The organism is Psychrobacter immobilis (genome assembly GCF_904846225.1).
Taxonomy (GTDB): domain Bacteria; phylum Pseudomonadota; class Gammaproteobacteria; order Pseudomonadales; family Moraxellaceae; genus Psychrobacter; species Psychrobacter immobilis_F.
On record NZ_CAJGZJ010000015.1, the window covers coordinates 1 to 25821 of the forward strand.

Consider the following 25821-nt stretch of genomic DNA (forward strand, 5'->3'; position numbering starts at 1 on the left):
TCAGGAGTGTAGGTTTGTTTTTTCATTGTCGTATTCTCTCAGAATGTTGAGTCTCCGACAATCCCGGGGCGGTTCAAGGGGTCAGTATCGTTGTATAGTTTATGAGCATCGTACTTAGCACGCTCCGTATTGGTGACACAGAAATACGCAGGCACATAAACCACCACTAAAGAGAAGGCAAATAGCACCATATACAAAACTGAAATACTATCCTCGGTCAAACTTTGTGCAAGGCGAGCAATAAAATATGTTGATGACGCTACAATGACTTGCTGAATCAGCAAAAATAGTAGTGCCATACGCAGATGCTTGTTTGAGATAATTTTATAGATTAAGATTTTTGATATTCCTTAAAATAGAAACTCATGAATCTAGCAAATAATGGCTTCTTGCTGACGTATGATCTGCTGATTAACTTTCAGGGTTTTTTGAGTTATAGTCAATCCTATATAAATCAGATACGGTCTCAACCTCGCTAACCATACTAATGTATAGCTTGCACTTGGTTTCCTTGTATCCAAATTATATTGAATCGACACTACTCAAAATAATAGATATCAGAGTGCTTTTACCATTCTGATATCTACTATTTTGGTGTCCTCGTATAACTCTTCATCACATTGGCCGTCAGACTTAAAACCAAATTTTTCATAGAAACTAATCGCAGATAGATTGGTTTGTAAAACCCATAAAGATAGACTAGAGCAGCTATTACATTGAGAAGCACCAATTAGGGCTGCGTTCATTAACTTAGTACCTATCCCTAAATTTTGATATTGCGGTAGAAGATACAGAGTGGTTATTTCACACTCGTGATCTTTCTTAAAGTAAGAAATAAATCCTACAGTAGTATTCTTAGCATCATATGCTATCCATGTATTCACACCAGAGCTGGGTAATACCTTTTCCCACATTTCCATTTTTTGAGATAAGTTATTTTCTTTGTCTCTATACGTTTCGGGTAAAAGGTTCGAATAGGTAGCATTCCAACTTTCAAAGTGTATATGAGCAATATCTGATACATCGTTCAGGTTTGCCTTACGTGTAAAAAACATGTGGCACTCCATGGTTAAATATTGGTGACTTTTCGCATATTAGGCATAATACTTAAGCAAGCCACCTTTGAGATAAGCTTTATTAGCATCATCCATTTTTAGTTTTTCGAATTCTTGCCATCTGATAGGCGTTGACATACTCGCCGTTGCGATAAGCATAATCCACCATTTCACCTTCTATCACAAAGCCCAAGCTTTTATATAAACCAATGCCTCCGTTGTTATCGGTGTAAGCAGTAATCTCAATACGTCTTATGTCCAGCCAATTATCAGCCAAATCCAGCGCTGCGGTTATAAGCGCTCGGCCTACACCCTTGCCTTGTAACGCAGATTTTACGCTGACTCCAAAGCTTGCTACATGGCGTCGACGCTTTGATACCATGATCTCAAGCCCCAGATTCCCCACCACTTTACCCTCAACTTCAGCCACTAATACATGAATATTGTCAGGTATATCCGCCAGTCGCTTGCGCCATAGGGTCTTTGATGGCATAGGTAACTGCAAAGTATTTGCATATAGAGCCTCATCGGTATAAATGGCTTGCAACGCTTCTGCATCTTCTGGCTCGGCATGACGTATGTCAATTTTCATTCTACTTATCCTTACAGACGAATTAGTATGTTGATTGGTGTCAACGTTGGTAGTGAGGCGAGCATTATTTTTGCTATCGACGTCCTAAATATTAAACCCTTAATTTAGCCTAATTAGCAGCAACTTATCATAAAGATTCAAGTTCCTACTAAGATAATAAACGCTTAGTATCTTAGTAGGACTTTTCAATTAAAGAACATCAACTTCATTGTAGAACTGCTCAATTTAGTCGATAATAATCCATTAAAAAAATAATTGTGTTTATATTTATAACCAGCTTTTTGACCTTGCTTTATATGAAGTCTAATTTATTGATATCTTTTAGAGGAAAAGTTAAATGTCTAACCTCAGATTGGCAGTCGCAGGATTTGCGACACTTATATTTATGAGTATAGGTTGCAGCAATAAAGAGTCTAACAGCGTTAATGAGGTGAAAGAAAACCCATCAGAAGCCATAGCAAAGCAAATTCCAGAAGCAGTAGAAGTGCGTGGAATCTTTAAGAGAAGCTTTGAGGTACATGAGCTGGATGCGAATGGCAAGGTCTACTATGTGGCAGATCCCAAACAACTTTTGATGGAAGGCTCAAATAAAATTGGTCAAGACAACTATTATAAGTTGTTTGAAACTTGCGTGGTCGGAGTGATCGGCTCTGAAGGTGGTTACGGACCTACTGGTAGGTACGAAAACGAAATTACAGTTAGCAAAATCTGTGTATAAAGAAGTGTCTACCCTTACTTCAGTGTTTTGCGAATATGATGAAGTGTGAATTAAAATAAGGATTGGTAATGATATATTTAGAACCATTTATAGCTGATGACTATAATTTTTTGAATAGCTGGATTAGTAATGAACATGAATTGATTCAATTTAGCGGTGGTATTTTTCAACACCCTATTGATAAAGAGCAAATAAAAGAATATTTAAACGATAGTCGAAGGTATTCATTTAAGGTTATTTTCACAGAAAGTTATGATAATGGATTGCTAAACACACAAATTATAGGGATGGCAGAGATTTACCGTGAGGATAATAAGACGGCCAAGTTATGTAGAGTGCTAATTGGTCATCCTGATATGCGTGGTAAAGGTTTAGGTAAAGAAATCATACGACTATTATTGAAAAAATCTTTCGATGATATGGCGTGTGAATACGTGCACTTGAATGTATACGATTGGAATATGGGGGCTATCAAATGCTATGGGCAAGTTGGATTTGTCGAAAACCTACTAATAAATCAACATGTAATGGTTGATGGTAAGCAGTGGACGACTATTAATATGTCTATTGATAAATCTAGGTGGCAGGCTGTTACCTCTGAATAAGTACTATTAGCTTTAAGTGACCAACCCTAGAATTATCAGAGATTCGATGTTCTGAGAAACATATGCTAGTTCAATGCCTATATAGCGCATCTAACATAATCTCTTAACAAACGTCATGACAAATGACTTTAGATAGAAAAGGATCGTTTAAGGCATTCTTATTTAGGTATACCCCAAGGGAACCAATTATTTCACCCTTCAAACCTATTAGTAGACCGATATAATATAACCAATTAAAATATACCGCCGAACTAGCTCGTTTATTGCATTACGCATCACAAGGCCAACTCATAACTTGTACTACGTCCTGAAGCCTCAGATTTTTGCATCATCCCCTTCTCTATCAGATCATTAATATCTCTTAGTGCCGTGTCTATAGAACACTTAGTCATAACTGCCCATTTTTTAGTAGTCAGCTTGCCATAAAAATTAGTCAGTAAAGTATTCAACATCTTTACCTGCCTAGTGTTCAAAGCATGCTGTCGATGGGTCTGCCAAAAACTTGCTTTATTGATGATTTTATCCGTGGTCGTTTGAGCTGCAATAAGTGCTTGTTCTAGCGTTTGTAAAAACCAAACTAACCAATCCGTGATATCCCTATCACCTTTTTGCGTGCGCTCCAGTATTTTGTAATAGTCATTACGCTGTTTAAGAATCTGTGCTGACATACTATAAAAACGTTGAGCGCTATCATCGCTTTTCGCCAACACCCTCTCAGTAATGGCACGAGTCAATCGTCCATTGCCATCATCAAACGGATGCAAAGTCACAAACCATAAATGGGCAATACCTGCTTTTATGACCAAATCTATATTATCTTGCTCATTTGGTGAAATGTTAAACCACGATAGAAATTTTTCTAACTCATCTGATAGCCTATTGGCACTAGGTGCAACAAAATGAACCTGCTCACGACCATAACCACCAGAGACCACTTGCATAGGCCCTTTACTATCATCACGAATACTGCCTGCTTGAATTCGATAAAGTCCACTATACCCATCTGGAAATAATGCTCGATGCCATCCAAGTAAATCGTCCAACAATAGGGGCTGCTGATAATAATAGGTGGCACTTAGCATCATTTCTACCACTGCGTCGATCTCACGAGTAGTCGTTGGCATACTTGCATTATCTAACCCTAAATGCCGCGCAACTGAGGAGCGCACTTGTTCATTATTTAGTGACTCACCTTCAATCTCTGAAGTTTTAACAATCTCTAAAGTCACCGCATCTAATTGTGCCTCAACATTTAGATCAAAACCTAGCGTTAGCAGTTTACCAAGCAAACGGCCTTGTAATATCCGCACGCGACTAACCAATGGTAATAGTTTTTTGTCCGACCATTGCCACTCAGTCCAGTCTGGATGTTCATGAATATAGGTAATATGCCTCATATTTTCCTCAGATATATGCAGAGATTAAATTATTAATCTCCTTATATTATGCAGGGAATAAGTAATAAAGACAATGTGTAAGGATTTTAAAAGTAGGAAGCTAACTTGAACAATAATCTGAAATAAGTGTTTTACGATGAATGCATTGTTTCAATCGTTTAACGATAAGTTATTTCCTTTTATTATTATTTTTAAATTGAGAAAACGCCCTAGATTATTTTATCTATCTAAAACCGCCTTTTTATTTTTTTATTTTTGACTACCAGTAATGGACAGTTGCTACAATACTCCATAGGCTGAGTGGCTTTATAATAAAAGCAGCAACTTTTTCTTAAACGGATTAAGCCACTATCCTCAGTCAGTTTTATTTTTTTATAATCGTAGCGTCTTAATGGATTGTGATCTATTCCAAATACCTCAGGCATGGCTTCTTTTATTAAATACGCATAGTCTTCTTCGATTTTTTCTTTCATTATCGGGCATGTGGTAGTGATTTTTTTCTCATATAACGAATACACACGAACCGCTGTGTTCTCCCATAAGATACGCGGATGAACTGTTGTTACATCCACCAATACTTGCCATAACAAGGCAAGATTATTGGCAAAAATATTACTGACGACCTTTTTTCGCCATACCACTCTATCAGCACTATCTGTAGGGCGGTTAACGAGATAATTACTGATGGGCATTTTTGACTGCCATAAGTCCTCCTTATAGCTGTAGTCTAAAAAGCAATTTTGTGCCGACATATCGATTCCTACATCGTAGACCGTCATGGCATACAAGCTTGCTGCCGTGGCTAAATAAGCATAACGTTTACTTAATAATGAGGCGGTGACTTTGAGCGAGGGTGAATTGATAAGTGGCGTGAGTTGATATAATAATTTTTCACACTGTTCATGATCTAACAGTTGAGGTAGCCAAATAGAGGTGTCAGGACTCCTCTGTTCAGCATCTACCAAGCCAAAAGAATCACATAGGACCTGCCATTGATCAGAATGACTAGAAAAATAAGGAGTCATTGTAATGCACTTTTTTGCTCATTTATCTCGCCACTTGTATCCAGAGATGAGCGTTTGTTTCCTTTGCCAAAAGGAATACACATGGGTGTACCAAATATTGGATCAGCGGCGATATGACAATCCAAACCAAAAATATGCCTAACGTTATGAGCATCTAAAATATCAGCAGGTTCGCCTTGAGCAAATACTTTTTTATCGGCAATCGCCACCATAAAATGCGCATAACGACAGGCCAAATTCAAATCATGCAATACCATTACAATCGTTTTGTTCTGTTCGCGATTGAGATCATAAAGTAAATCTAGAACATCTATTTGGTGAGCAAGATCTAGATAGGTAGTTGGTTCATCCAATAATATAACGTCTGTATCCTGCGCCAATGTCATGGCTATCCATGCTCTTTGTCTTTGTCCACCAGACAGAGAATCTACCAAACGATCTTTTAACTCCATTAAGCTGGCACGTTCTAACGCTTCCATAACTTTTTCTTCATCCGTTTCTGACCACTGTTTTAGCCAGTTTTGATGTGGATAACGTCCCATACGAACCAATTGATAGACGCTCATCGATTCAGGTGCTTGCGGCGATTGTGGGAGAATAGACAGCTCTCGTGCAACTTGTGACGTTGAGCGTTGCTGAATATCAGCCCCATTTAAGATGACTTGACCTTGTTTGGGATTAATAAGCCGAGCAAACGCTTTCAATAACGTGCTTTTACCACAACCATTACTGCCCACAAAAACGGTAATTTTTCCTTTAGGAATATCGATATCTAATTGCTCAATGATCGCTTGTTGACTATAGCCCAACGTCAATGACTGACCTTGTAATGGGTTCATACCTATCTCCTTTACGAGGTTATTTATTTTTAATTAAGAGGTAAATGAAAAAAGGAGTTCCCATTACTGCTACAAAAACGCCTGCTGGTAAGTCCAATGGTAAAAAAGCAGTTCGTCCAATCAGATCAGCTAGCATAACCAAATTGGCACCAACTAAAGAGCTGGTTATCGCTAAACCAGCAAAAGTACGAGCGACAAGATTTTTTGCAATATGAGGGGCAATAAGACCAACAAAAGCAATCGCACCTGCATAAGCAACCGCGATTGCGGCAAAAGCCACGGCTAAAAGCAGCAATAACATTCTCTCGCGCTCAGGCCTCAGACCTAAACCAATCATAATGCTATCCTCAAGCTCATGCAAACTGATGCAGCGTGATGCCATCATCAATAAGGGTAACAGTCCCAGTAACCACATTGTAAAATACTGAACATCTTGCCAAATGGTGCCGTAAACGCTACCCGTCAACCAAACATAGGCAGACAAAGAGGATGTGAGTGGACTCAGTACGAGCAACAATGTCGTGATTGATCCCATCACAGCAGACAGAGCAATACCAATCAAAATTAAACGCATGGGCGTTATGCCACGCTGCCATGCGAGCAAGTAAATGAGAAAAGCGGTAAACCAAGCCCCAATCATGGCAAATACAGGCAGTAGTTGCATGCTCATAATAGGCGCCAAAAAAGACATAAAAAAGATGGCGGACGCTGATGCTCCAGTAGTGACTCCCAAGATATCAGGAGAAGCTAAAGGATTTCGAACTATGGTTTGTAAAATTAGTCCAGACAAGGATAATGCGATACCGACCAGTGCTGCCATAACGATGCGAGGGAACCTGAGCGTATCGACAATAAAGCCAATACCGCTTTTATCCGTGACTCCCAACTCATCGAATACGCCAATGACTTGCCATAACGACAGCGGAATCTTGCCGATGCATAATGACAATAATAAATGAGCGACGGTTAAAAAAATAAGCCCGACTACGATGATGACTGTACGAGTATTGATGATGCGAGAAAAAGCGCCAATTCGTAATGAATAAGTATCAACCATGACGCATGCCTCGGCGAATCAAGTAGATAAATAGTGGTGCACCAAGGAATGCCGTCATCACACCTATAGGAATCTCTTGAGGAAAAATAATCACTCTAGCAACAATATCAGCGATCAATAGTAAAGACGCACCAAACACCATACAACCCGGAATCAACCATTCATGAGAAATAGAAGTGGACATCAGCTTTCGAACAATGTGCGGGACGATCAAGCCAACAAAGACAATATTTCCCGCCATCGCGACCGCACAACCTGCCAGCACAGTGATTGCTAGCCCCATGGTCATTTGAACCACCGCCGTCCTCTGCCCCAATCCTTTGGACACTTCGTCACCAGCCATTAAGATATTGATTGGTTTTGCAAGTAAAAAAGCCCCTATCAGCGCGACACCAATATAGGGCAACAATGTACCAAGCATGCTCAGTTGACGATTCGCTACCGAACCTGCTAACCAAAATAAAATACTGTCCAAACCCTCTTGGTCAATCACTAGTAGTGCTTGCGTGAATGATCCAAAAAGTGCGGTAATGGCCGCACCAGCTAATACAATTCTAATCGGGTTAAATCGGCCTTTGCCCATCGTTCCTATGATATAAACCATAGCGCCCGCGACAAATGCACCCAGTAAAGCCACCCATACATACTGCTGCATCGAATCTAATTGAAAAATTATCGAAAAAGCAACAATACTGAACGTCGCACCCGCATTAATACCAAATATGCTAGGAGAAGCTAAAGGATTGCGCGTCAATGCTTGCATCAGGCAGCCAGCTACGGCAAGACAACCGCCGACGACCACTGCAATCACACTTCGCGATAGTCGCGTCGTCGTTACTAGTATGTGATCTATATTTAATAAGTCAGGATTGAGTAATGCTTGAATCGCAGTGCTTGGCGATATAAAAGTAGAGCCAATACATAAGCTCAAGACAAAACTTATGAGTAACAGTACGATGCCAAGGACTAAGATTAAAAAGGGTTTTTGGGTACTTTGCCACCAAGGAATCATTGAGGCTTACCTTGATAAGGGCGTTGATATGGTGGATGAAAAATACTATCCACTTCATCAAGCATATGATTTGCACTGATGATACCGCCTGCTAAGCTCCAATAAATATTATCAACTCTATAAATATGATTGGTTTTAGCTGCCTGCGTTTGCTGCCACAATAAATGCTGTGACCATGATTGATAGTTTTTCTTAACCGAAGGATCATCTTTCATCAGCACAAAGTACATATCTGCATCAATAAGAGGAATGCTTTCTTTACTCACTAACTTTTGTAGCGACCACTGTTTGTCTGCAACAACTTTTGGCCACTTGAATCCTAAATCCGATAATATAGCACCCGAAAAGCTATTGGCAGTATACAAGCGTACATGATCGGACCGAAAATCTAATAAAGATATTTTTTGTGGCCACGCTTTGCCAAAATGTGCTTGTAAATTATGACGTGTGTCAATAATACGTTTTTGCCAATCAGCAAGTAGCTGGTTGGCTTTATGTTCTCTACCAAGCGCCTTACCTGTTGTTTTTAATGTCTGACGAAAATCATAAACCTCTTCTAGCGCTATCGTAGGTGCGATTTGCGATAAAATCCCATAAATTTTTTCATTCCTATATCTCGATGCAATAATTAAGTCAGGCTTTAATAACGCAATATCCTCTAGACTTGGTTGGGTCTCTAGCCCCACATAAGTGACATTTTTTAGTCTTGGGCGTAGGTACGAATACATGGGTTTTTGCGCCCAAGACTCTACTACGCCAACTGGCTCGACGCCCAGTGCCACCAATGTATCCGTTGCACCTTGGAACAGACTCACCACTCTCTTTGGCTGTCCATGAATAACCGTTTCACCAAGCGCATGTTTAACTGTGCGGCTATTGGTGTCAGCAGACGCGTGAACGGATACTGCGGCAAACAACCATAAACTTAAAGTAAAAACGGCAAAGTATACAAAGCGTATTACTTTAAACTTATTTTTTTTATTGAAGAACAGCATCCTATCATCTTTCATTACCAAGCATTTTATAGCCACACCACTTTCTCTCTAATTCTATCTATAAACCGTTCAATATAAAGACGAGTACGAAAAATATTACGCTATAATATTTTTTTAAAATAGATGGACTAAAAATCTACCGAATAACCAACGGTCACGGTACGACCTTGACCTGCAAAATAGCGGTCATCATCATCAAGCGCACTTTGTGAATAATAAGTGATGTATTCTTTATCCAAAAGATTTGACACTGCGAGATTGGCAACTCCTTTAGGTAATTTATATGAGACTGTGGCATCTAACAGTGTATAGCCATCAAAATCCAAATCTTGACCATCAAAATTACGGTCAAAAGCATGATTGACTTGTAGATATGAATTTATTTTATCAGTCCATTTCGCGCCCCATGAAGCAATCAAGCGATTCGGTGCGATGTCTAGTCCACCTATTCGACCATCAAGTGAGCCATTCTCATCAGTATCATATTTACCATCGGTATGTGCATAAGACAATTTTAGCTTATGATCATCAAGACTTTGCGAGATGCTCGTTTCATAACCACGGATACGAGTTTTTTCTCTAGCCATCAAAAAAGCACCTGTCTCTTTATCAAAACGAGAGCGATCGCCAAAGTCTGAGCTTGACTGAAAAACACTCAAATCTAAATTAGTATTATCGATCTTCATGCGAGTACCCAACTCTATATTTTCAGTCAAAATCGGCTTGAGCTGGTTTAGGTTGTCTACACTTAAACCTGGGGTATTAATGGCGCGCAAGGCTCTACCAATATCAGGTATGGAATAGCCTTCACTATAATTGGCAAAAAGGGCCATATCTTTTATGGGAGAATAGACAATACCTGCATTATATAAATTTTCTTCAAAATCTAGCTCACCACCTTTGACCAGCACATTGTTATAGCGCGGCAGTGTTCTATAATCATCTGTTTCTAACGTACCAATCTCTCTTCTGACGCCGCCATGAAGGGTGAGCTTATCTGTGGCGGCAATTTCAGTTTGGAGAAATGGCGAATAACTGGTATAGGTAGACAAAGGCACATAAGTTCTACCAGTGCCATAGAGATCTTGCTTGCCTTTATCATAGAGCGTATCCAAACCACCGGTTACTTTCAAACGTCCCTGCACTAAGTCATCTTTGGTTAAGCTGATTTTGCTACCAATTTTTGAGGCTTTGGTACGTGATTGATCATACAGCTCACCTTCTGGCGCAAGATTAGGGTCCTGGAAAGTTGCCGAATTGGTCGCTCCAAATAGACCTTCAAACTCTTGATTAAACACCATCGCATCCAGCTTCATACCAGCGATATCTGCATTTTCATATCGTATACTCGACGTCCATACGTCATTGTAAGGTGTATCACCTGGAGGTTTTTGGCGAATAGAGGTAGTCGGAATGCCTACTTCTCTGTTACCTGCTACGCTGGTGTAATTGTTTTTATTTTTTATCTCGTAGCGATTTATACTGGCTTGAACATATTGATCATCATCAATTTGATAACCCATTTTTACTAGGACATCATACATTCGAGAGTCCATCAAATCGCCTTGTGTATTATCAACACCGATTTGCTGCCCTGCCCCATCTAAATACTTTCCTTGGTCTTCATAAGATAAAGACAGTAAATAATCAACGTCTCCTTGGACACCATTCACACCATAATTGGTCTTATAGCTGAGTGTATCTGAATTGACCGTGTCAGTAGGTATCGTCGCTTGAATACCAAAATGTTGATTGGCTTTACCGGACTTTGGTTTCTTTGTGATGATATTGATCACACCACCTGTGGCACCCATACCATTGGTCGCATTCGCACCTTGGACGACTTCAATTCTCTCTACCATTGAATAATCGATAGAGTGAACCTCTCTTCCTGTTGGTCGTAAAGGATTTGACTGTGGCACACCATCTATCATAATTAAAGGCGTGCGACCTCTTAGTGTTTCACCACTGCCATTCATTTTTCCTCTACTTGGTGTATAAGAAGGTAATAAATTGCTCAGAACATCAGATGAATTCGAAGAAATTTGTAGCTGCTGCTCAATTTCCTTTTGCTCAATGATTTGTACGGTTTGAGGTGATTTTTCTTGTTCTATGTTTGAACGGGACGCCGTTACGATAATGGTATCTAGCATTGTTTCAGGCAAGGCTTCTGGTTTTGGATTGGTTTCAGTCATCACTATATTTTCGGCATAAGCAGCTGGCGTTAAAAGTAAAGGCATCAGCAATAATAAAAATCTTCTATCTTTTAACACATAAAATAACTGTTCTTTTTGATTAAAACCGCTCATTGCTATTCCTAAGGTTGAACTGCTGCCGTTAAATTATGTTTACTAGAGATTAGTGAACCGGGGATTTGCATTACCAGTAGGTAGAATGTAGTGACCCTGAATTATAGAATTCAAAACGAAAGATGATAGCGCAAATCAAGAAAACTCACTCTAGCTCTGAGCATATTAATTAAAATCCTGATGCCAGTTATTGAATTCAATTGCTTATCGATTTTGGATCGGATACATTCATTTGCGACACGCTATAAAAACAGAGGGGTTTTTACAACGTGTCGCAAATGAATATGAAAATTATGATGATAATAGTAATCATTATCATTTTAATTGTCAATAATTCTCGACTTCATTTATCAGAAATGACGTACAAGGATGCTAAGACAGAAAGCTAGCTTGAATGATAATCTGAAATAATTTTTTTACGATGAATGCATTATTTTTGGCGTAATCGACGTTAGAGTGAACGCAAAAAGGCTATAAGAACGTAGTTCCTAACTGCGTGTTGAATTTTACCCTACGCTAATTTATGTAGTGGATTTTTGATTACATAATAATTGAAAGCTAATAAAATTAAAGCACGTAAGGATAACGTCATATTATAGATTGATGGTCGATCTACCTTACATGGTAGAGTTTGCTTATGAAGAAAAAACGAGCGTATCCTTTTTTTCTAGTTAATCTGAGTTTACTAAAGTGACAACCTCACAAGTTGATGTCTACGAATTTGACGTCAGGGGTCAAATCAAAGTAATGCTAATGCTAATGCTCAATACAGTCTAGTATGCTTGTATAATAAAGGCGAAGGCATGACTCAGAACATAAAAAAGGCCCATAACAAGTTATGAGCCTTTCTAAATTTAATTATTTCAGCCTGATGATGAGTAATAACTTTCATTAGCAGACAGAATCATTAGATTTTGGAACTGAAAGTCCGAATAATGGTCGCAAGTATAAAGCCAAAAAAGTTCCTGCCATTGCAACAATCCCCCAGACATAGCCATGCAAACTGAACGATGCAATGCCGCCAAAATAAGCACCAATATTACAGCCAAACGCAAGTCGTGCGCCATATCCCATCATCAATCCGCCAATAACTGAGGCGGCGAAATTCCCTGCTGTAAATTGTGTGAATTTGAATAGACCACCAGCAGCTGAGGCTATAAACGCACCAATGATTATACCAATATTCAATACCGTAGTTGAGTCTGCAAAAATTGAGGCATCAAGCAACGCTGCATTAGGCCCTTGCCAGTAGCCCCAACTAGCTACATCCACTCCTAGAACGTTAGCAATTTTAGAGCCCCATAACGTGAATGCAGAAGTAATACCCCATGGCTGACCCCGTGTCATCAAAGTTAAGGCATTAAGTACAGCTAAGACAATCGCTGCGGCAAATAGTGGCCAAGAACCACGAAAAATGCGCTTCCAACCTCTAGCTGAAGGCATAGGTGCCATTTTTGGTGCGTTTGTTTTCTTTTCCACAACTAACGTTACCCACGCAATCAATCCAAAAAGGGTAAGAGACAAGACCCAAGCGCCACTGTAGCCAAGACCAGTAGAAGTGGCAAGTGAGTAAGGCTCAAAAGCTGGCATCTCTTCTGTCCAAAACGGCAAATGATAAGCACCAATTGTCGCTCCGATTATAAAGAAAATAAAAGTCACGAACATAACAGAACGCCCGCCACCTAATGCATATAGCGTACCAGAAGCACAGCCGCCCCCAAGTTGCATACCGATTCCAAATATGAATGATCCCACTATCAGGCTTACACCTACTGGCGATACATAGCCTGCAACAGGCCCTCCAAAAAATGTAAGGCCATAGGCAAGAATGGGTGCAAACAACGTGACAGCGACAGCGAGCATCAGCATGTGCGAGCGCATAGCTTGCCCATTGCCCACTGACATCATACGTCTAAAAGCAGAAGTGAAACCGAAACGGGCATGGAACAGGGTATAACCTAATAGCAAGCCAATACCAAGCAGCAACGATTGAGAAATATACTGAGTATCCAATAAGTAAATCAGTAGCAAAAATCCCGCAATACAACCTCCTACTATCAGTATTTTTTGCGGTGCATCTAGCGCCAAACCATCACTTATAATGGGGCCTTTTGTATCGTTCACAGGTTGAACTTTAGTAATAGCCACTATAACAATGTCCTTTCCCAATACATTTTGTTGGAATCAATTTATATAATATTTTGAAGTATTTAATCGGATTTGTTGCGCTTATTAGTGACAGCAACTCTTAGAATACACTCAATCTCAGTAATCGTAAGTATCAGTAATCGCAATAAAAAATACTTTTAGAACCCAAACAATTGTCATCAAGACAAGTGTTTTAGGTGTATTGAATGATCAATCAATAATCGCTATATCATAATCTTTTTTCAATTGAGATGAATCGGGAGTGGGCAGTGAATTGGAGATAAAAGAATACATTGAAGACTTTCAAGTGCTCATACCATCAGGCATAAATGCTCTATTCAATCTATAATAAAACTGAAAACGTTCATATTGTAGTGGTCATCTAATTTAGTAGGCTTATTCGACATGACTCACAATTCCTATTATTGAGGTATATCTACACTCGATAATAGGGAAGTATAATTTTATATTTTAAGGTGTATTATTTTTTTCCAAATTCGTTAAAAAAGCGGCAAAACCCTCTTTTGCTCGGGCTTGCAACCGACTACTGGTCATCACACGGACACGATTGCTCCAAGTAATGGCATAGCTTTGGGCTTCAAATCTTTTGACCAAATCCACATCTTCATGACAAGGTAGATGAGCAAAGCCACCAACAGCCAGATAAGCCTCACTGCTAAAACTTAAATTGGCCCCATGAATATGACAATGTCCCATCCTATCTTGATAATGAGTCATATAATCCTCTCGCGTTTGCGGTGTCAAATGTGCCCAACTATCAATATCCACCACACCGCAAATCATATCAGTCCGCTGGTGCATAATATGTTCAATTTGCTGTATCAACCAATCCACAGCCACAAATGAATCGGCGTCTGTACAGGCAAGCCATGTTGCCCCATTGGCGATTGCATGCCGAATGCCCATGTCTCTAACTTGTCCCACACATTCATAATCACAGCATAGATAATCGACGCCTGTGGCCTTAACCAATGTCTGCGTGTCATCAGTACAACCATCGAGTACCACCAGCGGGTACGCCTTAATCGTTGAAGGTAATTGATCGATAGCGGTCTGCACTGATGCCAAACACTTAGCGATAGTCATCGCCTCGTTATGAGCAGGAATTACAATACAGATTCTCATATCTCCTACCCTGTCCTATTTTGCTGATTGCTACACTTTGTCATACCAAGTTTTCTTGCATAGCTACCGATCTTTGGGAACGTTGCCAAACGTCTAATAAGAAATCGCTGTCTACCATTTGGCTTTGATGATTGAATTCGACCTGATGCTTCTCATTATTTGTGAGGTTAAAAGCAAGGCGTAAGCGCTGATGCACGGTCTCACCTGTCATAGCAAAACCCTCAATAGCATAGCACCAATGACAGCACAATAATGTACCGCCTATAGCAAGGTTCTGCTGCGTCCAAGCGATAACCATATCAATATCATTGGGTGACAAATAATATAAAATCTCACTAATGACAATTAAATCAAAGGGTTCTTGCATAGTAGACGTCTCATTTAATAAAGGATAAGCCTCTATAACGGCATCTTTTAGAGTCAATAATCTATTGGGAATCACCCCTTGTATCACCTTAACATGAGGTAACTCTGCTAAGCGCTCTTTGGCAAGTTTCACTGCCTGATGATTGCCATCAATACTGACCAAAGCCTGACAACGCTGAGCCAATAACTCACTAAGCACACCGTTACCACAGCCTAGTTCAATGGCATTGTCATATTGAGATTGCGGCAGTATCGCTAGACACATATCACGTTTTCGTTTTTCATACCAACGAGTTTGATACTGCCATGGATCGGTATTGTCATTATATAATGCGTCAAAGTACGATTCTGAATAAGCATCTGATTGGTTGCTAGTAGCAGTATCGTCAGCCGAGACAGTTTTAGAATACTCTAAACTATCGACTAAGTTACTGTTATCCATTGATGGCTTAGTTTTAGAGATGTGACTCATATAAATAAACCTCCCAAGGTTGGCTACTTCTAGCAATCGTTTGCGCAGATAAAATTGGCGGCTTGCCCGTGCTGTCATCCGCAGTGATTTGACTTTCAAAGCAGGTAATGGCCTCTATTTTACACTGTAATTGCTCGGCTGTTAAATCAACTCTCATGGCACAGTGCCAAGGGATACGGCTATCGGCAGGTTTTGCCCAATGCCACGCCCAAATCAACACTTGATAACAGGCCAAATGATGCTGCTTGGCAAATGAGGCGACCACCTGCCCAGTTGCTTCATGGTCAGGATGTCCATCGCGCATAAAGGTCGTTATTAAAATATCGTCAGGTTGAATAATGGTAGATAATTTCTGGTGAAACTGATCTTGTTGGGTAAAGACACTGCCATCTATTAAGTTTAAAGCAATCGTTGTGACCTGATGAGCGATACTCAATACCTCCAACGCTTTAACACTTTCTTGGGGTCGGATAATATTGAGCTTTTCTTGAGAATAAACTTGCGAGTTTGGATGACTTTGTGTGCCGTTGGTCACATGAATAAGAACGATAGGATTGCCATTTACCACCAATTGTTGCAACAGGCCGCCACAGCCTAGTATTTCATCATCAGGATGCGGGGCAAAGATACAGACTCGTTGATGCGGGGCAAAGTTTTTTGCCATATCAAATCGAGGTAGCTCTTGCAGTCCTGACCAATTTTTCCAAGTATCTTGATTGGTGCCATCGCCTTCAATAACACGGTCACCAACGATTGGATGGTGTCCTTCATAACTTTCAAAGGTAGCAGCATGCTTGATGGCGTCATCTTTGTTTATAATTCTTATAGCTTCGTCAGATATTAAATTTGCCATATATTGCCCTGCCTGTCTGTTAAATTATTGGCTAAAACGCTAGTTAGCTCGCCGATTTTCTGTAAATCAAAAGCGCCATGACTTTGGCGGATAAACACGGGCAGATCGGCTGTGAGCCTTGCAAAATGGGCATTGCGACAAAATGGCGCTGCTCCTAATGCTTGCCCAATAATTTCCATTACTTGGCGAGCGACTTTTTCAACTTGTGATCTTAACTGGCGTATGGCAAGTTCGTGACTGAGCTGTGGCTGACTATCGATTAAATCAGCAACATAATGAAAATACTGCTGAGTGACTGCCAATGCCGTACTAATTTGACCCAAATACATGGCTTTATAATCGTTTGGTTTTTGCTGATAGGCGCTAATTAAATACTCTGCTAGGTCAGCCGTTGCCCCAAACCAACAAGCGGCAACCCCTGCCGCTCCATGCCAAAACCCTACCCGTTCTAGATAAGAATTGGCTGTCCCAACTTGATCAGCTATTACTTCATGGAACTCTACCGTGGCCGTATCAGTGGCTTGCATCCCTACCGCCTGCCATTCCTCATTATCAATCTCAATACCAGATTGGTGCATATCTACGACAAGCAATTGCGCGTGACCATCGGCATTACGATACGTCATGAGCCCATGATTAACCATATTGGCCCCTGAACACCACGCTTTGGTACCGCTGACTTTTCCTTGCTCATAACTTATAGGATTACCTTCTGCTGCCCAAACAGCCCATAACCCTTGATTCGCTTTAGCATAGCCCAGCTCATATAAAATGCTTAGCGCATCCAAATGCGACTCAAACCATTTTGCAATTGTTAAATCCACCCCTGCTACATACGCCAAAATCTGCCAACGGATTAATGTGCCTGAGATTGCACCATTTACACTGGTAGTTTTACTCGCAGGATGCGGGATTTTCTTGCTATAGCTAATTAAGGTTTTTAAAATATCATGACGTAATGTATCAGTTAAGCCAAGCGTCCTAATAGCTTGATTATCAGCACCTATAATCTTTTCTATACTGGTTTTAATTTCTGACAATAAAGGATTTTTTTTCTCTGACGCTAGCATGACGGTCTCCTAATTATTCTGATAAGTCAGACATTTGGACTGCGGCAGGCATCAAGCTATCTGGTTGAATTTTTTTGACATCATACAAGTCATCTAAAAAACTCTGCTGCCAAGCCTGTAAGTTATCTTGCTGTAGTCCTTGCAGTAACGATTGATAGCGCGATTGCCGCTCACCTAATGGCATCGTCAAAGCAATAGTTAAACCCTCTGTCATACTTTTTGGTTGATGTGGATCAATCATGACCGCAGCTTGCATTTGCTCGGCTGCCCCAGCATAGCGTGAGAGCAATAACACGCCAGGATTATCAGGATTTTGAGCGGCGATATATTCTTTGGCAACTAGATTCATACCGTCTTTAAGCGAATTGACCCAACCAATATCACTCTGCCAAAACTTCATCATCAATGTCTCGTGGCTTATGACGCTTTCGCAATAGCTAATAGCCTGCCAATTATCCATACACTCGCTCTTTGTCTCGCCCTTTATATAGTCATGAGTTAAAAACTGCTGATTAATATCAGTAACAGCGGTCTTAACCTCATGATAAAGTCGTTGATAAGCAGGTAAATCTAAGCGACTAGGACAGGCAATTTGTAGTAATTTCAGCTGATTCTGGTATGACGGATTGTGCTGTAAAAAGTCGCGATATGCCGAAAAACGCTTTAACAATCCTTTCGAATAATCAATCCTATCCACCGCAATAATCTGTTGGGCTGTAGATTTTATGAACTTTTTATTTTGATTAGGCTTAGCGGATGGTAATGAGCATTGCGAATGCAAATGGCTAACCTGCTGTTGGATTTTTTCCACATTCACACCGATTGGATAAGCACCAATCATTAAAAGGTGTTGAGGTTTTAAATTTAGATCGAGTATCAATTGCCCGCTCAATGACGTAAGGGATCTAGCAAAGTTTTGCCTCATGTATAAATTACTTATTGGCGGGTTTCCTAAAAGACGATCCTTTATAAGATAATCTTTTAAATAATACTGGAAGACGCCAAGGCAGTTTGCTCTACCTTGCTGAGTTTGAGTACCCAGTACATCATAATGAGCAAGATGTTTAGTGAGTTCACAGCTGTTATCAAGCTGTTGCCAGAATGGCAATGAGACAAATGGAATGTGCAGAAAAAACCCGATGCGATTGCGAATACCTAACTGCCTACAATGATACGCCACACTTAAAAAATGATAATCATGTACCCAAATCACATCATCAGGCTCAATAATCTTTTTTAACTGTTTGGCAAAAAGACGGTTTACCGCTTGATAGCCTGCATAATACTCTGGCTCTTGATAAATTAAATCAACTCGCTCATGCATTAATGGCCACAGTACATTATTAGCAAATCCGCAGTAAAAATGCTGATACTGCTCAGTAGTAAGCGCAGTGGTCATATAAGTGATGAACGTATCCGCAAACGGTGCGTCAGCGTCGGCTAAAGCCGTTTGTTTACTACTGCTAAATTCATTGTCATAACCATTATTACAGCTATCGACAATTTCACCATTCCATCCCATCCAAATGACTGATTTTCCAACCAATACATCTTCTAACGCTATCGCTAGGCCACCTGCCATTGGGTTGTTATCAGGCATTTTAACTCGATTAGACAAGACGATTAATCGGCTCATATTACGCGCCTCATTTTTTTTACTAGCGCATTATGTTCTTGGCAAAAAACTAAAAAACTGCTCAGCAAGATAGTCACCTCATGAATATTACGTACATAGTAATGAGCATGCGTGGGCTCACTACCGACCTTGATACCCATCCCTTTTACTAGCTGCTGGTAATCTTCTACTGATTTACTTTCACCTTGTACCGCCATAAATCCGGCTTCATCAGTAAGATCATCACCCATAAAAATAGGCCAAATATCGTCGCCATTTTGCATATGTTTTAACAAGGTTAGAATGGCTGTGCCTTTATTTACTCCCTTTGGCACCACCTCCCAAACATATTTACCGGACTTCAATGTCCAGTTAGTATGACTTTTTAAGGTTTCTGTCATGATGGCATAAGCCGCATCAGCCAAAGCAGGATTTTGGCGGAAATGGAGGGCGACAGAATAGGGTTTAGTTTCTACGATGAAATCATCAAAAGGAATACAAGTTTGGATAATAGCTTGCTTTATTACAGCAAGTTCAATGGTGTCAACAGATGCAACGTTTGTTTCATTATTATCGCTACCATCATCGAAGGCTATCTCTAGTCCATGTGTCGCAGCAATTGGCAAGCTTAGAGGCGACAGCATTTGCCTTGCTTCAGCCAGACTGCGTCCTGTCACGACAGCGATTTTTACACCATGGCTTTGTATTTTTTGTAAAAGTATTAAGGTTGGATTTGGGATAATGCTGTTTTTAGGATTCAATGTGAAATCGGCCAACGTGCCATCTATATCTAGAAACAGACAATAGTCTTGCTGATGGGATAAGTAGTCCCCAAAGTTTTTTGGCGGAATATAGATAGGTGGCCTATTTATAATGATGCTTCTTCCTGAAGTCACGTTTATTCCCTTTTAGTGAAGCGCCATATTTAGGTCAAATACCTCCTGCATTCGAAATTATTTGCCCATTAAAAGCTGTTGCAGTTTTTAATATGGCTTTAATATTGACCTATAGGAAAACCAATACTAAGTAATTGAATCTAATAAGAAGTGTGCCATAGTCCCAAACAAAATCTAGTGACTAGATTGTGCTATTTGACGTGTGTTCTGTAACTCATTATCGACATTTTATTAACCGTTTCAGTCTAGGCATCAAATTTTGCACTATAAGTTCTTATTTTTTTAATTATAGCAAACTTTTTTTAAAATCAATATCTTACCAATTTTAGATGTGTAATTTCTTCAACATAGCTTACTGACTGATCATATCGCTACAGCGAATAACATCTTGATGTATAATATGGTTACAAAATTAAATAATGGGTGAAGGTATGAAAGATTTAGATTTTAAGGACCATTTCTCTAAAGGTTCTGAGGGCTATGCAACCTACCGTCCTTCATACACTCTTGATTTAGTGAATGAGCTTGCTGATTTATGCCCTACTCAAAACCGGGTTCTGGATTGCGGTTGTGGTACAGGACAGCTTTCTGTGCTATTAGCCGAAAGATTTAAAGAGGTGATTGCTACTGATGCAAGCTCAGCTCAAATAGCCAAAGCCCAAAAAAAAGATAATGTGATCTATCAAACAGCTTTGGCTGAACAAAGCGGATTGGCTGATGAGTCGGTTGATTTGATTACCGTCGCTCAAGCGGCCCACTGGTTAGACTTAGATAAGTTCTATCAAGAAGTAGAGCGTATTGCTCGACCTAACGGCATTTTGGCCTTAATTACCTATGGTGTTTTGCATGTAGAAGGTGCAATTGATGCCCTCATTCAACAGTTCTATTATCAAACTATTGGTCCATATTGGCCAGCTGAACGACAGCATGTAGAAGATGGTTATCAAAGCTTACCTTTCCCATTTACAGAGATCAAAGTGCCTGCTGTCAATATGGAGGAGTCTTGGAATTTAGATGAACTGCTTGGTTATTTTAATACTTGGTCAGCAGTCAAAGAAGCTGAAAAGGTACTGAGCTTTAATCCAGTGGATCAGCTTCGAATAGTTTTGTTACCTGAATGGGGAAATCCTGACAGCAAGAAAAGAATTACTTGGCCTTTATCAATTCGGGCTGGCAAAGTAAAGGTTCAATAAATTTAGGGAAATATAGTCAAAACATCCTAAAAACGCTACGTTACTGCTGATATCAATTTTTTGCAGCCTCTGTCTGCGCAGGCACAGCAAACCAAGATGCTGTGATTGAATTAACAACGTTTGATGATAACCCAGCCAAACACCTGTATGACAAGCTAGGATTTAAAGTGATTGTAAGAAACGGCGCTATAATTAAGATGAAAAAAATGCCTAAACAATCTTTGCAACCGATCACTGATGTGTCGACCCGTTAAATCGTCCAACAATAATGGCTGTTGATAATGATAAGTGGCACTTAGCATCATCTCTACTATTGCATCGATCATCTCACGAGTAGCCACTAGCGTACTGGCATCATCCACATTTAGATGCTACGCAACTGAGTAACGTAATTGCCCATTATTTAAGGTCTAATCCTCTATCTCAGAGGTTTTAACGATTTCTAAAGTCACCGCCTCTAACTGTGTTTCGACTAACTTTGCCTTGACATTTAAATCGAATCCTAGCATTAGCAGTTTGCCTAGTAAGCGGCCTTGTAATAGTCGCACACGGCTAATCAATGTCAGCAGTTTTTATCTGACCATTACCGCTCAGTCCAGTCTTTATTTTTATGAATATAGCTCATATGTCTCATAATTTCCTAAGAATATGCAGAGAATAAGTAATATAGACAATGTATGTAAGATAACCTCATATTATAGATTGATGGTTGACCTACCTTGCATGGTAAAGAACTAGTGCTCATTTAAGCACTAATAACTGGTTGATTCTCAAGAAATAATTCGAAAAATATTGAAGAATCCTCTTGGCTTTGGTATGTTTTGAGGTACACTTCTATTTCATAGAATGTGAATTCCATCAAGGGTAGTTCGGACCAGTAAAATAAGTACGGTCGATCGAATCCTCGTTTACCCGCAATAAGGAAACCGCCATGATTAGTGCTGATGGCCGATACTCCGGCACCGCGCTGCACCCGCTGCATGCGTTTTTTCTGGCCGGAATAGTGCCTTTGTTTATCGGAGTCTTACTTAATGATTACGCCTATTGGTCCAGCTATGAGCTGCAATGGAAGAACTTCGCTTCCTGGATGCTGATAGGTGCGCTGGTCTTTAACGGTCTGGCTTGGCTTGGCTCGATTGTATCTCTGGTTCGCGCTGATAAGCGCATGGGTAAACCAGTTATCTATTTTCTGTTGCTACTGGCGACCTTTGTGCTGGGTATCGTCAACTCGTTCATTCATGCAAAGGACGTCTGGGCTAGCATGCCAGCTGGGCTTATTATATCCATTATCACTGTCATCCTAGCCTGCATTGCAACCTGGATTGGCCTCGCCAGCTGGCGTACTGGAGGTGCAAGATGAAACCACTCAATATCCTATCGATAGTTTTGTTCGCTGCTCTCTTAGGTGCATGTGGCGAAAATAATGTAGACGATGCAGAACAGTTAGGTGCCAACCCGACCTTGCCTAAAGCTCAACGCGGCCTGATACCCACCTTGAAAATCGCTGAGCCGGCAGGTTGGGGTGATCATAGACCTGTAGTGCCATCAGGCTATAAAATTACAGCGATTGCCACTGACCTGCAGATTCCGCGGCAGACACTGGTCTTGCCTAATGGCGATATACTGATCGCTGAGGGCAAGGGCGGCAATGCGCCTAAGCTACGTCCCAAGGACCTCATTGCTGGTTATTTCAAAGGCAAAGGCACGACTGCAGTCAAGAGCGGTAACCGTCTGACTTTGTTACGAGACAAGGATGGCGATGGCAATTACGAGACACGTACCGTATTCGCCGAGAATCTGAATGCGCCTTATGGCCTTGCGCTAATCAACGGCCAACTGTACGTCGCCAATCAGGATGCAGTGGTACAGTTCGATTATCAGCCCGGTCAGACCAAGGCTAGCGGACCGCCACGCAAACTCACCGACCTGCCCAGCACAGTCAATCATCACTGGACTAAATCGATGACGGCCAGTCCGGATGGGAAATTCCTGTACGTGGGCATTGGCTCCAATAGCAACATTACTGAAAACGGATTGGATGTAGAGGCAGATCGCGCCAGAGTTTGGGAGATTGATGCCAAGACTGGCGCTCACCGACCATACGCAACCGGCCTGCGTAATCCAACGGCGTTGGGTATTCTGCCCGGCACTGACCAGTTATGGGCAGTCATCAACGAGCGTGACGAGCTCGGTCCACGACTGGTACCCGATTACTTGACCTCGGTTCAAGAAGGTAAGTTTTATGGTTGGCCCTACAGCTATTGGGGCCAGAATGTAGATCCGCGGGTCAAGCCGCAGCAACCTGATATGGTTGCCGCCGCGATTGCTCCGGACTACAGCCTTGGGTCGCACAAAGCTCCTCTAGGCCTGTCATTCTCGACAGCAACCATGGGTGGCAAATTCACAGAAGGTGCCTTCATCGGTGAGCATGGCAGCTGGAACCGTTCAGACCCAGCGGGTTACGACGTAGTATTCGTCCCATTCAGCAACGGCAAGCCAGCCGGAGACCCAGTTGACTTTGTTACCGGATTCCAAGGCGAAGATGGCAAGACTTTTGGTCGACCTGTGGGCGTGACAGTGGATCCGAAAGGAGCACTCATCGTTGCCGATGACCTTTCTAATACCATCTGGCGGGTGACCCCAACTCGATAGGCAGCATGTAGAAAACCTCCTGCGCGGGTTGCTTTAATCCGCGCAGGAAATGGGTATTATTTTATAAAATGGATTTTTTTGATGTAATCGACGCTAGAATAGCGGTAAAAATACGATAAAACTATAGTACCTAAATATGTATTGTTAATCAGCATAGCAGCAAGGCATATTTTTCCATTGACCGTTGACCCGCTCTAACAATGCGTCTTTATTCAGATGCAATTGGCGCTTATGGGGATAGCGAGAAGGATAGCCTGATATCGCTTCTAGCGTTTTATCACGCACAAACTTTTTGGTTTTTGGTTCATAAAGCCAGTAAACAAAGTTATTATCCTCAATGTCTTTTCCTACCTGTAGCACCAAATCGAGATAGCCATCATAGTTCATATCGGCATAATTGGTACTGTAGGCTTGCGCTTTAAAACCCGTTAGCGTTTGTACTAACGCCTTGGTGTCTTTATTGATCACCTCGACTTTGCTAATTGTCCAACGATGCCAATTTGGATCTTCAAAACCATAGTATTTAAATACAAATTGCGGATAAGCGCCTTGGATATGAATCGCTGGGGTAAAAGTGGTTTTTCGAGTCGAAGTTTTCGCTTTATTCTCTGGATAGTAAGTCACGCTACCTATCATAGTATTGTTGCGTAGATTAAGCGTGCCAGCGATAGCGTATTCTGGCGGCGCTTTCAAACCTACCTCAGGATTATAAGATTTCAAAGTGATATCTAGACCTTTTTGAAAGCCTTCAACCGAAACCCCGCCACGCTTTTTTAGATAAAACAAAGTACCGTGCGGATCCCATACACCTGTATATAAAGTCAGTAAAAATTGACCATCATCAGAGAGCCAATCGCGCTGTACATTAGTCGTGACATCGGTGATAGGTTTGATAGCTGATGAGTTATTGCTAGTTGTCGCTGCTTGTATATAGCCGCTACTACTCACTAACATAGTCGCTACCATTAGCCGAGAAGAATAGCGCTTTACAGTGCTGCTTTGCTTATAGTTGTAATTCTTACAATCAAGCTTTAAATGATCTGTACGAAACTTTAGCATAACCTATCTCCTTATATAATAACCCCTTTATACTTTGTCCCATTTATTGACCGTATTGCTATGTTATTTACAGTATTACAGCTTATTTTCTGTACTTTTATTATCTAGATTATAGGCTTGTTCACTGATAGATATCATTAATTTAAGTTCCGATTATAGTAGCGATTTATAGCCCTAATTAGATAGTAAAATTGACTTATATTTTAACTTTATCAACCTGTTTAAGGATAAATCATAAAAACACTAGAACTTTGGATACTAGCTGTAATGGTCAACTAATTTTATGATACTTGATAAGTAATAGGATCAGCATTATTGGACTATGTACAAAACTTGCTCGACAACCTCACAGGCTTTAGTGACGCCTAATTTCTCTAACCACGACATTGACATTTGGACTTCTATTTAACGCATCGCCTATAAATTTAATACGATGCTTTGCTCCTTTAAGCGCTTAAATCTGATATCGTTCACCTAGGCTTAGATGTGTATAGTTTATGGTTACAATCTCGCTTTGGCGGTGGATAGAACCTTTGATGCTAGTGCATTTGGGTCTTTTTTTCACCTCTGGTTTGAAACTGCACTTTATTTGTTAATCTAGGGCGTGTCATCATTTAGATTGTGAGGCTTAAAATGAGATAAATTGCCGTCAAACAAGGAAAATAATGCAGATAATATCGAGATATTAATCAGCTATTTGACGATGTTTGACAAAATTTAGCCATTTTAAGACCACCAAATGATTAA

At 40.6% G+C, this 25821-nt stretch carries 25 protein-coding genes; 5 read left to right on the forward strand and 20 right to left on the reverse strand.

Features of this window, described 5'->3' with window-relative positions:
- Positions 1-38: 38 nt before the first annotated feature.
- The 3 genes from JMX48_RS10215 to JMX48_RS10225 form a co-directional block, all read right to left on the reverse strand.
- Entirely contained in the window at positions 39-299 is a 261-nt protein-coding gene (locus tag JMX48_RS10215) for a hypothetical protein (protein WP_227687979.1), read from the reverse strand.
- A gap of 258 nt (positions 300-557) precedes the next feature.
- Entirely contained in the window at positions 558-1055 is a 498-nt protein-coding gene (locus JMX48_RS10220) for a GNAT family N-acetyltransferase (protein ID WP_201537411.1), read from the reverse strand.
- Positions 1056-1143: 88 nt separating this feature from the next.
- Entirely contained in the window at positions 1144-1647 is a 504-nt protein-coding gene (locus JMX48_RS10225) for a GNAT family N-acetyltransferase (RefSeq protein WP_201537413.1), read from the reverse strand.
- 337 nt (positions 1648-1984) lie between these two features.
- On the opposite strand from JMX48_RS10225, the gene JMX48_RS10230 reads away from it, so the two are divergent.
- Together JMX48_RS10230 and JMX48_RS10235 are read left to right on the forward strand one after the other, a co-directional pair.
- A complete protein-coding gene (locus JMX48_RS10230) occupies positions 1985-2365 on the forward strand; it encodes a hypothetical protein (RefSeq protein ID WP_201537415.1) in 381 nt (126 codons plus the stop codon).
- A 68-nt stretch (positions 2366-2433) separates the two neighbouring features.
- On the forward strand, positions 2434-2970 hold the full coding sequence (locus tag JMX48_RS10235) for a GNAT family N-acetyltransferase (RefSeq protein ID WP_201537417.1): 537 nt from the start codon (positions 2434-2436) through the stop codon (positions 2968-2970).
- A 275-nt stretch (positions 2971-3245) separates the two neighbouring features.
- On the opposite strand, the gene JMX48_RS10240 is transcribed toward JMX48_RS10235, so the two are convergent.
- The 14 genes from JMX48_RS10240 to otsB all read right to left on the reverse strand — a co-directional run bounded on the left by JMX48_RS10240 (position 3246) and on the right by otsB (position 20170).
- On the reverse strand, positions 3246-4367 hold the full coding sequence (locus tag JMX48_RS10240) for a Fic family protein (RefSeq protein ID WP_201537419.1): 1122 nt from the start codon (positions 4365-4367) through the stop codon (positions 3246-3248).
- 227 nt (positions 4368-4594) lie between these two features.
- Positions 4595-5392: an IucA/IucC family C-terminal-domain containing protein gene (locus JMX48_RS10245; protein WP_201537421.1), complete on the reverse strand. Its 798-nt coding sequence runs from the start codon at positions 5390-5392 to the stop codon at positions 4595-4597.
- The gene (locus tag JMX48_RS10250; RefSeq protein WP_201537423.1) at positions 5389-6231 is read right to left on the reverse strand and encodes an ABC transporter ATP-binding protein; all 843 of its coding nucleotides are present in this window, start codon (positions 6229-6231) and stop codon (positions 5389-5391) included. The genes JMX48_RS10245 and JMX48_RS10250 overlap by 4 nt, the downstream gene beginning before the upstream one ends.
- Before the next feature lie 19 nt (positions 6232-6250).
- Complete coding sequence (locus JMX48_RS10255) at positions 6251-7288, reverse strand: FecCD family ABC transporter permease (protein ID WP_201537425.1); 1038 nt, start codon at positions 7286-7288, stop codon at positions 6251-6253.
- A complete protein-coding gene (locus tag JMX48_RS10260; protein ID WP_201537427.1) occupies positions 7281-8300 on the reverse strand; it encodes a FecCD family ABC transporter permease in 1020 nt (339 codons plus the stop codon). The genes JMX48_RS10255 and JMX48_RS10260 overlap by 8 nt, the downstream gene beginning before the upstream one ends.
- Positions 8297-9310 carry an ABC transporter substrate-binding protein gene (locus tag JMX48_RS10265; protein ID WP_227687980.1) on the reverse strand — a complete coding sequence of 338 codons (1014 nt, stop codon included), beginning with the start codon at positions 9308-9310 and terminating at the stop codon, positions 8297-8299. The genes JMX48_RS10260 and JMX48_RS10265 overlap by 4 nt, the downstream gene beginning before the upstream one ends.
- A 113-nt stretch (positions 9311-9423) precedes the next feature.
- Entirely contained in the window at positions 9424-11604 is a 2181-nt protein-coding gene (locus JMX48_RS10270; RefSeq protein ID WP_201537429.1) for a TonB-dependent receptor, read from the reverse strand.
- A gap of 891 nt (positions 11605-12495) precedes the next feature.
- A complete protein-coding gene (locus JMX48_RS10275; protein WP_201537431.1) occupies positions 12496-13752 on the reverse strand; it encodes a YeeE/YedE family protein in 1257 nt (418 codons plus the stop codon).
- A gap of 471 nt (positions 13753-14223) precedes the next feature.
- Complete coding sequence (locus JMX48_RS10280; RefSeq protein ID WP_201537433.1) at positions 14224-14898, reverse strand: glycosyltransferase; 675 nt, start codon at positions 14896-14898, stop codon at positions 14224-14226.
- A 40-nt stretch (positions 14899-14938) separates the two neighbouring features.
- The gene (locus JMX48_RS10285; RefSeq protein ID WP_201537435.1) at positions 14939-15736 is read right to left on the reverse strand and encodes a class I SAM-dependent DNA methyltransferase; all 798 of its coding nucleotides are present in this window, start codon (positions 15734-15736) and stop codon (positions 14939-14941) included.
- Positions 15720-16589: a PIG-L deacetylase family protein gene (locus JMX48_RS10290; RefSeq protein ID WP_201537437.1), complete on the reverse strand. Its 870-nt coding sequence runs from the start codon at positions 16587-16589 to the stop codon at positions 15720-15722. Before JMX48_RS10290 ends, JMX48_RS10285 begins: the two co-directional genes overlap by 17 nt.
- Positions 16577-17659 (reverse strand): acyl-CoA dehydrogenase, encoded by a 1083-nt coding sequence (locus JMX48_RS10295; protein ID WP_227687981.1) that lies wholly within the window; start codon positions 17657-17659, stop codon positions 16577-16579. Before JMX48_RS10295 ends, JMX48_RS10290 begins: the two co-directional genes overlap by 13 nt.
- 13 nt (positions 17660-17672) lie before the next feature.
- Positions 17673-19295, reverse strand: a complete 1623-nt coding sequence (locus JMX48_RS10300; protein ID WP_201537439.1) for an alpha,alpha-trehalose-phosphate synthase (UDP-forming) — start codon at positions 19293-19295, stop codon at positions 17673-17675.
- Complete coding sequence (gene otsB, locus JMX48_RS10305) at positions 19292-20170, reverse strand: trehalose-phosphatase (RefSeq protein ID WP_201537441.1); 879 nt, start codon at positions 20168-20170, stop codon at positions 19292-19294. The genes JMX48_RS10300 and otsB overlap by 4 nt, the downstream gene beginning before the upstream one ends.
- Positions 20171-20601: 431 nt before the next feature.
- Between otsB and JMX48_RS10310 the strand changes: the two genes are divergently transcribed.
- On the forward strand, positions 20602-21363 hold the full coding sequence (locus JMX48_RS10310; RefSeq protein WP_201537442.1) for a class I SAM-dependent methyltransferase: 762 nt from the start codon (positions 20602-20604) through the stop codon (positions 21361-21363).
- A gap of 155 nt (positions 21364-21518) precedes the next feature.
- Here the strand turns inward: JMX48_RS10310 and JMX48_RS14100 are convergent, their stop codons facing one another.
- Together JMX48_RS14100 and JMX48_RS14105 are read right to left on the reverse strand one after the other, a co-directional pair.
- Positions 21519-21725, reverse strand: coding sequence for a hypothetical protein (locus JMX48_RS14100; RefSeq protein ID WP_227687982.1), 207 nt, complete (start codon positions 21723-21725; stop codon positions 21519-21521).
- A 48-nt stretch (positions 21726-21773) separates the two neighbouring features.
- On the reverse strand, positions 21774-21911 hold the full coding sequence (locus tag JMX48_RS14105; RefSeq protein WP_227687983.1) for a hypothetical protein: 138 nt from the start codon (positions 21909-21911) through the stop codon (positions 21774-21776).
- Between the two features lie 383 nt (positions 21912-22294).
- Between JMX48_RS14105 and JMX48_RS10320 the strand changes: the two genes are divergently transcribed.
- Positions 22295-22723 carry a DUF2231 domain-containing protein gene (locus tag JMX48_RS10320; RefSeq protein ID WP_201537444.1) on the forward strand — a complete coding sequence of 143 codons (429 nt, stop codon included), beginning with the start codon at positions 22295-22297 and terminating at the stop codon, positions 22721-22723.
- Positions 22720-24015, forward strand: a complete 1296-nt coding sequence (locus tag JMX48_RS10325; RefSeq protein ID WP_201537446.1) for a PQQ-dependent sugar dehydrogenase — start codon at positions 22720-22722, stop codon at positions 24013-24015. Before JMX48_RS10320 ends, JMX48_RS10325 begins: the two co-directional genes overlap by 4 nt.
- Positions 24016-24159: 144 nt before the next feature.
- Here the strand turns inward: JMX48_RS10325 and JMX48_RS10330 are convergent, their stop codons facing one another.
- On the reverse strand, positions 24160-25074 hold the full coding sequence (locus JMX48_RS10330) for an XAC2610-related protein (RefSeq protein ID WP_201537448.1): 915 nt from the start codon (positions 25072-25074) through the stop codon (positions 24160-24162).
- Positions 25075-25821 lie beyond the last annotated feature (747 nt).